The sequence below is a fragment of the Pelatocladus sp. genome (assembly GCF_059505505.1).
Genome location: NZ_JCACKS010000063.1, coordinates 1 through 12,194, shown reverse-complemented (window position 1 = coordinate 12,194; position 12,194 = coordinate 1). Strand labels below are relative to the sequence as shown.

General features: G+C 40.4%; 13 protein-coding genes and 1 pseudogene. 3 read left to right on the top strand and 11 right to left on the bottom strand.

The features are described 5' to 3' along the window. Nucleotides 1–74: 74 nt before the first annotated feature. The 5 genes from AC5JMK_RS06395 to trpS form a co-directional block, all read right to left on the bottom strand. Nucleotides 75–998, bottom strand: a complete 924-nt coding sequence (locus AC5JMK_RS06395; RefSeq protein WP_495909681.1) for a hypothetical protein — start codon at nucleotides 996–998, stop codon at nucleotides 75–77. Nucleotides 999–1,013: 15 nt separating this feature from the next. Beyond that, nucleotides 1,014–2,132 (bottom strand): AAA family ATPase, encoded by a 1,119-nt coding sequence (locus tag AC5JMK_RS06390; RefSeq protein WP_495909680.1) that lies wholly within the window; start codon nucleotides 2,130–2,132, stop codon nucleotides 1,014–1,016. After that, a complete protein-coding gene (locus tag AC5JMK_RS06385) occupies nucleotides 2,129–3,247 on the bottom strand; it encodes a DUF262 domain-containing protein (RefSeq protein WP_495909679.1) in 1,119 nt (372 codons plus the stop codon). The genes AC5JMK_RS06390 and AC5JMK_RS06385 overlap by 4 nt, the downstream gene beginning before the upstream one ends. 244 nt (nucleotides 3,248–3,491) lie before the next feature. Next, complete coding sequence (locus AC5JMK_RS06380) at nucleotides 3,492–4,421, bottom strand: methylenetetrahydrofolate reductase (protein ID WP_495909678.1); 930 nt, start codon at nucleotides 4,419–4,421, stop codon at nucleotides 3,492–3,494. Nucleotides 4,422–4,482: 61 nt separating this feature from the next. Further along, nucleotides 4,483–5,496 (bottom strand): tryptophan--tRNA ligase, encoded by a 1,014-nt coding sequence (gene trpS / locus AC5JMK_RS06375; protein ID WP_096672935.1) that lies wholly within the window; start codon nucleotides 5,494–5,496, stop codon nucleotides 4,483–4,485. Nucleotides 5,497–5,819: 323 nt separating this feature from the next. Between trpS and AC5JMK_RS06370 the strand changes: the two genes are divergently transcribed. After that, a complete protein-coding gene (locus AC5JMK_RS06370) occupies nucleotides 5,820–6,791 on the top strand; it encodes a DUF1517 domain-containing protein (RefSeq protein ID WP_495909677.1) in 972 nt (323 codons plus the stop codon). A gap of 581 nt (nucleotides 6,792–7,372) precedes the next feature. On the opposite strand, the gene AC5JMK_RS06365 is transcribed toward AC5JMK_RS06370, so the two are convergent. The 4 genes from AC5JMK_RS06365 to AC5JMK_RS06350 form a co-directional block, all read right to left on the bottom strand. Continuing rightward, a complete protein-coding gene (locus AC5JMK_RS06365) occupies nucleotides 7,373–7,660 on the bottom strand; it encodes a hypothetical protein (RefSeq protein WP_096672931.1) in 288 nt (95 codons plus the stop codon). A 132-nt stretch (nucleotides 7,661–7,792) separates the two neighbouring features. After that, nucleotides 7,793–8,425 (bottom strand): response regulator transcription factor, encoded by a 633-nt coding sequence (locus AC5JMK_RS06360; RefSeq protein ID WP_096672929.1) that lies wholly within the window; start codon nucleotides 8,423–8,425, stop codon nucleotides 7,793–7,795. Next, complete coding sequence (locus AC5JMK_RS06355; RefSeq protein WP_096672927.1) at nucleotides 8,422–9,264, bottom strand: S1C family serine protease; 843 nt, start codon at nucleotides 9,262–9,264, stop codon at nucleotides 8,422–8,424. Before AC5JMK_RS06355 ends, AC5JMK_RS06360 begins: the two co-directional genes overlap by 4 nt. A 40-nt stretch (nucleotides 9,265–9,304) precedes the next feature. Further along, nucleotides 9,305–10,216, bottom strand: coding sequence for a S1C family serine protease (locus tag AC5JMK_RS06350; protein ID WP_096672925.1), 912 nt, complete (start codon nucleotides 10,214–10,216; stop codon nucleotides 9,305–9,307). Nucleotides 10,217–10,499: 283 nt separating this feature from the next. Between AC5JMK_RS06350 and AC5JMK_RS06345 the strand changes: the two genes are divergently transcribed. Beyond that, nucleotides 10,500–10,640: a hypothetical protein gene (locus tag AC5JMK_RS06345; protein ID WP_495909676.1), complete on the top strand. Its 141-nt coding sequence runs from the start codon at nucleotides 10,500–10,502 to the stop codon at nucleotides 10,638–10,640. Between the two features lie 194 nt (nucleotides 10,641–10,834). Next, nucleotides 10,835–11,038 (top strand): hypothetical protein, encoded by a 204-nt coding sequence (locus tag AC5JMK_RS06340; protein WP_096672923.1) that lies wholly within the window; start codon nucleotides 10,835–10,837, stop codon nucleotides 11,036–11,038. Between the two features lie 63 nt (nucleotides 11,039–11,101). Here the strand turns inward: AC5JMK_RS06340 and AC5JMK_RS06335 are convergent. Together AC5JMK_RS06335 and AC5JMK_RS06330 are read right to left on the bottom strand one after the other, a co-directional pair. Further along, nucleotides 11,102–11,344, bottom strand: a pseudogene (locus AC5JMK_RS06335) (WD40 repeat domain-containing protein); the annotation flags it as partial. Next, nucleotides 11,268–11,774, bottom strand: a complete 507-nt coding sequence (locus AC5JMK_RS06330) for a hypothetical protein (protein WP_495909675.1) — start codon at nucleotides 11,772–11,774, stop codon at nucleotides 11,268–11,270. The gene AC5JMK_RS06330 and the pseudogene AC5JMK_RS06335, both read right to left, overlap by 77 nt. Nucleotides 11,775–12,194 lie beyond the last annotated feature (420 nt).

Here is a 12,194-nt window from a genome sequence, read left to right as displayed (position 1 = left end):
AACTTCTATTGACGTTCTTTTACCACAAAATATACTATTTTGGAGATGTTTACTTGCTTTAATGAGTTCAATAATTACTGTATTTTTCGTCCGACATAGCCAATGATGATTTTACCAGGCCCTAATTCTGTAGAGAAATGAAGTCGCCAATCCCCTGGTGTCATTCGGACATGCAAACTAAAGATACGCTTATCACCATCAGGACATTTAAATGTTAGTTCCTGTTGGAATTGCCGCAGCCTGGATTCACTTTCTGGAGATGCTTTACTAAGTTGATTTAAATCATAGGAGCCATTGACCCAACTTCTACAAGATTTATCAAGTGCAAACAGCCGATTTACAACCTGTCTTAAAATTGGGTTAGTCTTTTCAAGGCTTCGTATTTGTGGGCTAACACTTTCACAAAAAAGTAGTGTGGGAAATAGTTCTTCTCTACGATTCCACAAATCTACACCGTCAAGAACTCCCGTTTTTAAACGTTCCTGTATCCAAGGAATATGTCTTTGTATATGCTCTTTGTTGCTAGCATGAAAAACTGTCAAGGTATCCGAATCGTAAGTGTCATCATTTTCTAGCCACGTAGCTTCCAAAACAATAGTATGAGAGTCCCATTGTGGATCTGATTTGATACTTAAAGCTAGAGATTCAAGCAAATAAGCAATTTTAAGTCCTTCGCTAATTTCTCCTTCACAAGAAAAATCAGACAGTATGGTCTTATCCTCAATCTCAGAATTCTGGATATCTGCTAAAAAAGGAGTCTTCGCGGCTGTGAGAATAAAACGTATTTCATCTCTATTTACATTTTTATCTACCAGCCAATTAGACAGAGAATAGTTGTGTGCCAGTACAGTATTATAAAAATCACTATGGGTACGAATTATTGGTTTGACACCAAATTCTGCTGCTTCTCTTGCTGTATCAACTAAGTCTGACATCCTGTGTTGAGCGGTTTGAACATTATCAGCAGGGATTCGTAACGACAGTTCATTTAATACCATCTCCAAATCCATGCTTTAAACATCCCTTGGCTTTAGTAAGGTGATTAAATTTTTTTCCCACTCATCAAAGAAACCATCGGGCCATTGGTCAATTCTTCCATTTCTATCAATCTGTGGCGATATTACCTCTGTAACAGCTTGTCCTTCTTTTTCTTGTCGCTGGAAATAGTGCAATTGAACATCTTCTGGTTCAAGTTTGTCATCATGAACCGCAAGACGAATTCCGTTTAAAACATGATCGCTATGAGTTTCTATTACCACTTGAACACCGCAACTAGCCGCAAGTGCTAACAATTCACCCATTTTTGATTGTCCTTTAGGGTGAAGATGAGCTTCTGGATTTTCAATAAGAATTAATGTTCCTGGTTCAGATGCAAGTACCGCGACAATAATTGGTAAAGTATAGGTAATTCCAAAGCCTACATTGGTTGCACGGTAGGGATTACTATCACCATAAAAGTATTGCAAATTTACCAAACCCATATCTGAATTTGATGTAATTTTAATACGTGTCCCAGGACTTACTTCTCTCATCCACGCCTCAACTTGGTCTATTAAATCCATTGATTTTGCCTGTGGGTAATTGAGGTTAGGGATAACAATAGCTTTACGTCCATAAACATAGAGAAAGTGTGCTGTATACTCTCCCATTGTACCAAGTTGTCTACGTATTCTGACTTGATAATCTAATGTTTCATTATATGGTCGAGGTCCAAGGCGTTCTGCTTGAAGATAGTGGAAATTTTTGCTGAAAAGACTTGACTCATAGACTTTAGAATCAGTTGATTCTAAAGCAAGATTCAAAACATCAGCATCTTTTTTATCTAGGCCGTAATTAAAATTCCATATTCCTTTACTACCATCTTCCCAGACAAGTTCAACCCCAATATAGTTATATTTTGCTCTTTCACAAAATGCATCTTGAGCAGTACCAATATGAACTAATTCACCATTTAATGCTAAACCTGTCTTTGGTAATAACTCTTGGTGGTATGATTGACGCAGCAGCAGTAGTGATTGCAATACGGAAGATTTACCGGTACTGTTAATCCCAGAAAGCAGAGTTAACGGTCTGAACTCCAAGAACTCATTTTCCAAGGTTTTGAAGTTTATCAAATGTAGCGAACTAATCATTTAAGTACTTCCTGTATAATTTTTTCGATAGTACTAAATCGTGATTCTATCTTGTTTTCTGCCTGAGAGATAGAGGAGAAAAACTCTTTGTCATTATCGGCGTAAAAAATAAAATTATCAATTAGTTTATGTTTACGTTCTTTCAATATTTTAATTTCTTTATCACTCAATTGACTCAAATTTACTGACCAAGCTTCAAACAAAGATTTATTGACTGGAAATTTTCTTTTATTTTTGTTAGACATCTTTCGGAAAGCATTTTCACCAAAAATTTCAAATGCTGTTGTCATTGATCTTTTAAAATCGGCTTCAATTTTATTTAATTCTGTTTCTGAAAGATTATTGATTTTAGATAGAGCTTTACTTAAAAAAGCATCTCTAGTTTCTTGTTTATAGTCTTTATAAGAGGTTAGGCTAAAAGCTAAGAAACCAGTAATAAATTCTCGATCATCCATACGTTTTTTTTTGGATTCGCTAAGATTCATTACCCGTCGGAATTCCTCAGATTCTGCAAGTTTAAGTAAGAATTTATTTGCTTGGCCAGGGTTAAGAGCATGGCGTATTTCTTGATTTGAAAGACGTACACCCCCTGTATTAATCCGCTTAAAAATGTTATACTTTACTTCTATAGGAGTGCCTTTCTCAATCAAATATACTGTCGGTTGAGTTTCAAGGATTCGCCGTTGGTATCTCGGCTCTAGTTCATCATAAGTTTTACCTTCGAGATTTGTGAGGTATTCTAGTTCACTTAGCTTAAGTCTTTTGTCACTCACAAATTGCTTTAAAGCAGATAGCCGTTGCAATCCATCTACAACCAGCCATTGCTCTTCATTGGTTGCATCTATGTAAAATGCTGGTAGCGGAATGCGAATCAGGATAGACTCAATTAATCGGCTTTTAACATCATCCTTCCATATATTTGCCTGACGCTGAAAATCAGGTGCTAAATCAAGAGCTTTTTGATCAATTCGTCTGAGTAATTGCTCAATAGTTGGTTCTCTAGTCACAATATTAATTTTTTCAGGATCATACTGAAAAGTATTCTTTTCATATGGCTCTTCCTCATTATCTTCTTCGTCAGTTAATTGTGCATTATAATTATTCAATTCTGTCACAGTGTATACTCCTTACGTAAAGTGATTAAATATTTATGAATCATATTCTGCTAATCATGAGTTATAAAATCTTAAGTTAATTTGGCTATTACAGGATGAGTTAGTCTGATCGTACTATTTTGTGGAATTATAGTTTGAAGTTGTTAAAAGGCGATCGCATTCTACTTCACCTTACAACCAAAAACCAAAAAACCAAAAAGCAGCTGGTAAACCCAGCTGCCTAAGCAATAAATTTTTACTGTGTTTACCTCAATACCATCTGATTAACTGGTGCAACACCAGCCATCTCTAAAATTTGTGGAATCAAATCTTCGCGCTTAACTGCCATCATATGTACACCCTGACACAATTGTTGTGCAGTTTGCACTTGTTCCGCAGCAATTTTCATCCCTTCTTCTAGAGGATCTTTGGCTTTTGCTAATCTATCAATGATGTGTTCGGGAATATTCACACCCGGAACACACCTATTAATAAATTGGGCATTTTTTGCCGATTTAAACAAGAAAATTCCGGCTAAGATTGGCTTACCACAATTGGCAGCAATTTTATCCATGAACTTTTCTAAGATTTCAAAATCGGTAATTAATTGACTTTGAAAAAATTGCGCCCCTGCTGCTAATTTGCGTTCAAATCGTTTTTGCAAACCCGACCAACTCGGACATTGCGGATCGACTGCTGCACCTGGAAATAAATCTAGCGCCCCATCAGTTAGGGGTTTATCATTGCAATCAAAGCCATGATTCAGCTTTTCTATAACTTGCAGCAACCGTACGGATTCTAAGTCAAATACACCTTTGCAGTCAGGGTGATCGCCTGCTTTTACAGGATCACCCGTCAAAGCTAAGATATTTCTGATACCGATCGCATGAGCGCCCATTAAATCAGCTTGTAAACCAATCCGGTTGCGATCGCGACAAGCAATCTGACAAATTGGTTCGATGCCATGTTGTATTAAAATTGCCGATGCTATCACTGGCGACATCCGTAAAACTGCTCGGCTACCATCAGTAATATTGACAGCATGAACCCTTCCCTTAAGAGTCGCTGCCATTTTGAGCATGTGTTCTGGATTACCGCCTTTTGGTGGTGCTACCTCGGCGGTAATTAGGAATTTACCAGCTTTTGCAGCTGTCCGAAAAGAAGTTAAACAAGTTGGATTTTGAGTATCCAGCATAAAAATGAGCATTTCTGTCTTTGGGTACAGCTATAACACAACTCACCCTACACACAAAACCTCATAATGGTGTGGAGTATCCCATCGCGGTTTTAACTTTTGCTAAAGTTTGGTTAGCAACAGTCTCTGCTTTATGTTTTCCATGACGTAAAACAGACTCTAAATAGCCTTTGTCATCCATTACCGCCTGATATTTCTCTCGGATGGGTTTGAGAGCATTGATGAGTGTTTCCGTCAGTAAAGGCTTAAATTGTCCCCAGCCCATATCTTGACACTCAGCTGCAACTTCTTCTTTGGTTTTACTAGACAGCAACATATACAGAGTTAACAAATTATTACTCTCTGGCCGTTCTGGATTATCAAATTCTAAACCGCGAGTCGCATCAGTTTTACATTTCTTAATTTTTTTGGTAATTTCATCCGGTGAATCTAACAAATTAATTCGACTTAATTCTGAAGGATCGGACTTAGACATTTTCTTTGTCCCATCTGTCAAACTCATTACCCTGGCCCCTTCTTTACGAATCAGAGGCTCTGGTAACTTTAATACTGGTTGATCTGGTTTGGTAAATAAGTGATTAAACCGATTGACAATATCTCGTGTTAATTCTAAATGCTGCTTTTGGTCTTCCCCTACTGGCACTTTATCAGGTTCGTAGAGCAAAATATCAGATGCCATCAGCACAGGATAGTCTAACAAACCAACGCCCACATTTTCACCCTGTTTGACAGCTTTTTCCTTAAATTGAATCATGTCTGTCAGCCAGTTGAGGGGTGTAATGCAGTTGAGTAACCAAGTAAGTTCAGTATGTGCAGGGACGTGAGATTGTACAAAAATTGTGGAATAGGTTAAATCAAGACCACAAGCCAGATATAGAGCAGCTAATGTATAAGTATTTGTAGCTAGTTCTGCTGGGTTGTGTGGCAGAGTTACAGCGTGTAAATCGGCTATAAAAAGGAAATTATCGTACTGGCTTTGTCCTTCTACCCAGTTGCGAATTGCACCCAAGTAGTTACCCAAATGTAAGTTACCAGTTGGTTGAACACCAGAAAGAACTCTTTGCCTAACGGACATAAAGTAGGATATATAGTTTTAACTTTATTTAACGATACTTAAAAATGAGCAAAAAGGGGACAAGGAAGACAAGGGAGACTTTCTCCTAATACCCGCTCCCCGCTCCCCAATCCCCCAAGAAGTACGGTTATTGCGACCGAATTAGTCCAGAGGATAGCTGCAAACACAGGATAATAAACGATAAATTTAATATGTAGCTAGTGATGAGAGCTACTTTCACTTTTATATTTCCTGCATGGTACAGGCTAGCGTCACTCACCAAACGCAAAAAAATTCCGTCTTTGGAAAAATATAATCAATATCGTTTTTCAAGTAACTGTGTTATGCATAAAAAACTGCAACAAGCCTTCAAACCACTTTTCAAAACGCTATTCGTCCTCTTTTTGGTGTTCACGTTGGCACTTAGTCATGCTGACGGTGCATTAGCAGCTAGTGGGGGTCGAATCGGTGGTGGTTCCTTCCGAATGCCTAGTAGTGGTCGTGGCTACTCCTCACCCCGCACTTATGCACCTCCCGGTGGAGGATACGGTGGTGGATATTATCCAGGTGGTGGATTCGGATTTCCTTTTATAGTGCCAATATTTGGTTTTGGTGGTGGACTATTTGGCCTATTGATTTTTTTGGCGATCGCTGGCTTTTTAGTACAATCATTCCGTCGTGCTGTTAGTGGTGGTGGTGACGATATCGGTTACAGCAGCAACCCTACAGTTTCCATCAGTCAGTTACAGGTAGGTTTATTAGCTAACGCTCGTAGTTTACAACCAGAACTCAACTACATTGCCGAAACTGCTGATACCAATTCTTCACAGGGTAGATCTGAAGTTTTACAAGAAGCTAGCCTTGCTTTACTTCGTCATCCAGAATATTGGGTTTATGCAGGTGGTGGTACTCAACAAGCACGTCTGAATGCAGCAGAATCAACATTCAACCGTTTAGCATTGGCAGAACGTAGCAAGTTCAACGAAGAAACTTTGTCTAATGTCAACAATCAGCTCAAAGCCGCAACTCGCAAAGAAAGTTTGCCGTCTGCTGATGAACTTGATAACCCAACTCGCCTAATCACCGAAGGTCCAGGAGAATACATCATTGTAACTCTGTTGGCTGCGACTCTCGGTAAATTTGAAATATCACAAATCAACAACGCCGATGACTTGCGTCAAGCTTTACGTCAAATCGGCAGCATTCCCGGCGAACAACTGTTAGCCTTTGAAGTATTGTGGACTCCGCAAGCAGAAGGCGATGTCCTTACCAGTGAAGATGTATTGGCACAATATCCAGAACTGAAACTGGTTTAACCATTACGCGAAAGTCCCTACCCTCAATGTACTCATGGGGTAGGGATGGATAGCGGGTAAAAATTCACCTATTTTGTTTATGTCGGGATAACCGAAAAGCTTTGCTCCAAAATTATTTGTGAACAGCAAGATCCCCGACAACTAGTGCGGATACAGCTGGCGAATAGTGGATCTGATCCCTCACCCCAACGATTTTATAGGTTTTTCGAGACAACATTTATCGTGCGATCGCGTCCTGGAATAACCTTAAAATGCTTTATTTATCGTTGGTGAAGGGTATCACCCCATATTCGCCAACTGTATTCTTTCAGAAATCGGGGAGTTCGTTTTCTTACAGGCGATCGTTTCTTTACTTGGGGAGTTCGGCACAGGTAAAACTTAGGCAAGCTGCTGCTACTTTTTGATGGTTTTGACGAAATGGCAGCAAAAGTTGACCGTCAGCAAATGATTAAGAATTTCTGGGATATAGCTAAATATTTCATCATAGATAATATTGGTAATTGCCAAGCAAAGTTCACGTCCTGGGTCAAATTTGTTTAGCAATAGTCGCAACATTATTAGGATTTTTCATCCTAATAATGTTAATTTTCAGAATCTTCAAGTATAGATTGTGAATCGATTTCAGGTTCTATTTTGACATTAGCTTGAATTTTTACGGGTTTCGGACCACGCGCTAAGGCAGGATTAATCTGCTGCTTATTTTCATCCTTTAAGGATGATTTTTTATCTGTAGCAGACGAGCGATTTTGACTCGGTTTTGAGCGTTTGGCATCGGATTTAACAGCAGGCAAAGAATCCGATATTTCGGAAACTTTGTCAGTACTTTCTTGAGATTGACGCTCTGATTTCTTGATTGGGCGTTCTACCATTGTTGATTTTTATAAACTTACCTGTATATTATCTCAAGTTGGTAATCATCAAACTGTTGAATAAGCAAACAATCAGGTATCATCCAACTCCGAATCAAAATGAGTCGGCATCGTTTGATGGTACGTGAGCATTTATAGCATAATCAAACCCAGTCGCACACCAACAGTAACTGCTTCAGTGCGGGTAGAGACACCAAGCTTTTGAAATATGGATGAGAGATGAAACTTCACCGTATGTTCGGAAATATGCAGGCTTTTGGCAATCTGCTTATTACCCAAAGCAGAACCAAGCAGAACTAAAACCTCAATCTCGCGTGGTGTTAAGGTTTGAACGAGATTATCCGCCAGCTTTTCACGCCGATAGACCAACTCAATCGCATCTGAGTGCAACACCACCAAACCACAAGCAACAGCCTCAACAGCAGCGACAATTTCTGACTCTGTACTAGTATTAGGTAATATACCTCGAACACCAGAACGTAGTGCCGTCTCTAGGTCAATGCGATCAAGTTCCTCAACAATGAGAATAAATCTCAACGGGTCTTGCTGCTCATTCAACAGCAGCAATTTTTCCCATACTGATTGTTGAGGATTACCACCCAAATCTAGCAAGACAACATCAGGTTGCGATCGCTCAATTTCCCTAGTTAGTACATCTACATCGGATGCACTTCCTACTACTGTCATCAATTGATTGGTAGTGATTACTGCTGACAACCCAGCCCGCACCACACCAGAAGTAGCAACTACCATCACTCGAATCATTTTGCTGACCTAGCAGTTTTCTTACTATGCAGCTCAACATAAACCACAAATTGTTGCCCACCACGCCAGACTTGTAACGGTAGTGATTCGTTTGGGTGACTGTGATTGAGATATTTAGCTAAGTCGTTGGGTTTAGTAAACAATCGCCCTCCGACTCCAATTAACACATCACCAATTTGCATACCCGCTATTTCAGCAGCACTACCAGGCGAGATTGACAACACCAATAAACCCAAGCTGCGTCTATTGAGAACCACTGTTTGCAGCGTCACTCCCAGTTGGGGAGGACGATCATCCCGTAAAAAACGGTCTACGGATGAGATGGGAATTGCTACAGCTAAACCATTGGCAATCATAGTGTTAATTCCAATCACTCGACCACAACTGTCAGCAAGTGGCCCTCCAGAATTACCAGGATATAACCGCAGATCGGCCATCACCACACGCCGATTACTGGCGTAAATAATTCCCGTAGTTACAGTACCATTCTCACCAAAAGGATTACCCACAGCTAAAACTAATTCACCCACTCGCAGCGCCTCAGAATCACCAATAATTGCAGCAGTTAAGTCAGTTGCGGCTATTTTCAGGGCTGCTAAATCCTGCTGGGGGTCAAAATGTGTACGTGCAGCATCAAATACTCGTCCATCTGGCAATTCCACTGTTACCCGGTTGCTAGTTGTTACATGGGCATTAGTGATAATTAATCCGTCAGATTGCCAGATAATACCAGAACCGCTTCCTAGAGAACCACTTTTCACCTTGACAGTGCTATTGCGTAGTCTAGCACTTAGGGTTGCCAGTTCCACAGTGATGTCAGTAAATATTGTGTTCGCCATGTTTGCAATCTACATGTTCAAATGTCAATTCTTAGCCAGGTTAATCTTCTTTGCTGGGACGTTCACCAACTGTTAGTGTTAACTCAACTAACATCCCACCCCGAATAGCTTGCACTTTCACATTTTTACCAATGCGATCGCTATTATTAAGCAACGCCAGCACATCAGCTGTATCACTCACACTCACGCCATCGAATGTTACCAACACATCACCAAGCAACACACCTCCCTTGTCTGCTGGTCCAGACGGTTCCACATTGACGACAATTACCCCACCAGCAGAAGTTAAATTCAGTGTAGTTTTCAGGTTGTTTGGTAGGCGTACAGGTTGCATTCCTACACCCAAGTACCCCCGTGAAATCCGTCCTTTGGCTACCAATTGCTCAACTACTCGATTAACTGTAGCAGTAGGAATAGTTAAAACCGTACCGCGTCGCCCTGATGTGTTCATACCTACCACATCACCAGATGCATCTACGAGTGGTCCACCTGCAAAACCAGGGTACAGGTTGATATCTGGGCGGATAAACTGGTCAATTTTGCCACCGCTCATGCTTTGCCAAGCACCAGTAATTACACTTATAGCACCCATCGCTGTCCGTAAATCCCCTTCGCTACTTCTTGCTAGTCCCAGTACCAGATGACCAACTTTGAGTGTTGTTGCATCGCCTATTTTCGCTACAGGAATTTCTACATCTTGTAGTTGAAACACTGCTATGTCAGTACTTGGGTCATGACCTAAGAATGTGACGAGTACGCTACGACCATCTGATAAAGTCACGGTGATTTCATCATAGCGCTGAAGCGATTCATCAGAGGTAACAATAATACCATGACGCCAATGAATGCCACTTGGGGAAAACCGTTTACCAGCATTGATTGCGACTACCGCACTTCCAGATTGTTCTACAGTGTCGGCTAAAGTGTTGGATAGAGCCAATAATGAGGACATCAAATTCTCCTTGCTCAAGTTCCTGGATGCTCAGATTGTCACTTTTTGTATGCACTGATGACATCAGAAAAATGGGGAGAATTCACCCTAGAAAAATGGCTAGGGTTGGATTGAAACGAGATTCGTGTTGGTCATGCAAACTTAGGTCAAAAAAGATGAAGCTAAGGCATAAAACGACAACCAGATTTGTGAAAGACTTACCAAATAGGCAATGCAAAAGGCTCGCAGCTAACAGAAGTTTTTCACCTTGCAGCTATCGTTAAAGAAGCGATAAAAATCAATTATGAAACGTGAAACCTTAGCAGAATTAGTTGCTAGAACTATCATGGAGTTTGAGAAACGTGAGGCACAGCTACAACAAGCCTTGCAGGTGCAACAGCCAAAGGAGAACAAACCTAAACGCCGCAAATCTAAGGCCGCTTAATGCAAGTGTCGAAATTCGATCGCAGTGACTATGGCAATTAAATATTGTTTGGACGTATTGTTTGTCGTCGCGATCGCTAGCTCATCATTATTTGTTTCCATTAATTCGTCTCCACATTGTTAGTGGGTAAGCGTTCAGGGGGGTAGAAGAGAGATAGCCAAAAATTACCCCAAAAATCTGATAAATTAAGTGACATGGAACAGAAGCGCGTCAATCATGTAGAGCAGATACCCCCAAAAGATTGGGGAAAAACTCCAACCAGTGTCAAGAAACTGATGGAGGATATGGCGCAGCAAATAGAACAACAAGAAAATAGCAGAAGTGCTAACAGCACAAAAACACCTATTAGAAACAATCAATCGAACATCAAAAAGCTCATCATCACCACCATCAAGTGACCTACCGGGATTTGGAAAAAAGCCGCCAAAACAGAAAAGCAGAAAGAAATACTGAGGAAATCTTCATAATTCAACTGCTCCTAGAGCTTTAAGTGTAGCTTTCTGGGCTGGAGTTAAACCTGTGGCTCCAGTAATGTTCATGCCTTCGTAAAGTCGGTCAACCCTTAGTGTTTTAATGCAGTAACCTTTACTGACATCCCAGAACTTTATTGTCTCATCTTGGCTACCACTAGCCAGAACCAGACCATCCGGACTGAAACTGACAGACCAGACCTTGCCTGTGTGACCATGTAACACTTTGAGACAGTAGCGCTACCAAACGACAATGCTCTTGCACAATCCACTGCTGCAACTGCAAAAGTTCCGCTTCACGACCATAGAACACCGCTACATCCGTTGCTTCTCCCCAATCCTGCTGCTGATTTGGCTGTCGAACTTCCAAGTTTTTTGGTGAACAGACAGATTGAGTGTAGTCTTCTTTCAATAACTGTGAATCAAAAGCTTGCAGAAAGCGAACAAGCGAGCGTTTGTCTACAGTTTGTTCTTGTTTGAGAATGCGAGCGATCATATTTAGCGACAACCCTGTATACTCGCTGAGTTGTTCTTGAGTAAAGTATTGCCCACCATTACGTTCTATTTCTGCTGCCCGCATCATCTGTTGTAGTTTTTGCCGTCCTTGAGCAGTGAGAATTACACCACGCTCACGTCTGGATTTATGTGAGTGCTTTGGAGGCATAGGGATCTGAGAATTTGAATTCTTGATACTGGGAGCTTACTCAGTCAAGTTGATAATTTTAAAATATAATGTTTTCTCAATAATCACCAAATTTTAAGATTTTCTAAATTATTTGCTGCGCTTTATATACGTTGTTGATCTGGCGATTGTGTCTGGGAAAAGTGTTTAGTTTATTTTTAACTTACTTAACTTGAGTGGTGCAAAAACATCAGACGTTGCAAACTAAAAAATGTATCTCTCGTTAATTATTTGTACAAGAAACATGTGAGTGTGTTCTTATGAGCGGACTTTTAGTAATTTTTTTTGAAGCGAGTCTTAAACATTTTTGATCGCGATCGCTAGCATTGCCCACCCTACACTTACTTATACAGCAGATTGCAGGTAGATAGAGTACACTAAATGCTAGTGTATCAAACGTGA

Bases quoted from the DNA above. Each gene is read 5' to 3' on its own strand.
- AC5JMK_RS06390 (WP_495909680.1), bottom strand. From the start codon at position 2,132: ATGATTAGTTCGCTACATTTGATAAACTTCAAAACCTTGGAAAATGAG.
- AC5JMK_RS06380 (WP_495909678.1), bottom strand. From the start codon at position 4,421: ATGCTGGATACTCAAAATCCAACTTGTTTAACTTCTTTTCGGACAGCT.
- AC5JMK_RS06330 (WP_495909675.1), bottom strand. From the start codon at position 11,774: ATGCCTCCAAAGCACTCACATAAATCCAGACGTGAGCGTGGTGTAATT.
- AC5JMK_RS06355 (WP_096672927.1), bottom strand. From the start codon at position 9,264: ATGGCGAACACAATATTTACTGACATCACTGTGGAACTGGCAACCCTA.
- AC5JMK_RS06395 (WP_495909681.1), bottom strand. From the start codon at position 998: ATGGTATTAAATGAACTGTCGTTACGAATCCCTGCTGATAATGTTCAA.
- trpS (WP_096672935.1), bottom strand. From the start codon at position 5,496: ATGTCCGTTAGGCAAAGAGTTCTTTCTGGTGTTCAACCAACTGGTAAC.
- AC5JMK_RS06345 (WP_495909676.1), top strand. From the start codon at position 10,500: ATGAAACGTGAAACCTTAGCAGAATTAGTTGCTAGAACTATCATGGAG.
- AC5JMK_RS06365 (WP_096672931.1), bottom strand. From the start codon at position 7,660: ATGGTAGAACGCCCAATCAAGAAATCAGAGCGTCAATCTCAAGAAAGT.
- AC5JMK_RS06370 (WP_495909677.1), top strand. From the start codon at position 5,820: ATGCATAAAAAACTGCAACAAGCCTTCAAACCACTTTTCAAAACGCTA.
- AC5JMK_RS06350 (WP_096672925.1), bottom strand. From the start codon at position 10,216: ATGTCCTCATTATTGGCTCTATCCAACACTTTAGCCGACACTGTAGAA.
- AC5JMK_RS06360 (WP_096672929.1), bottom strand. From the start codon at position 8,425: ATGATTCGAGTGATGGTAGTTGCTACTTCTGGTGTGGTGCGGGCTGGG.
- AC5JMK_RS06340 (WP_096672923.1), top strand. From the start codon at position 10,835: ATGGAACAGAAGCGCGTCAATCATGTAGAGCAGATACCCCCAAAAGAT.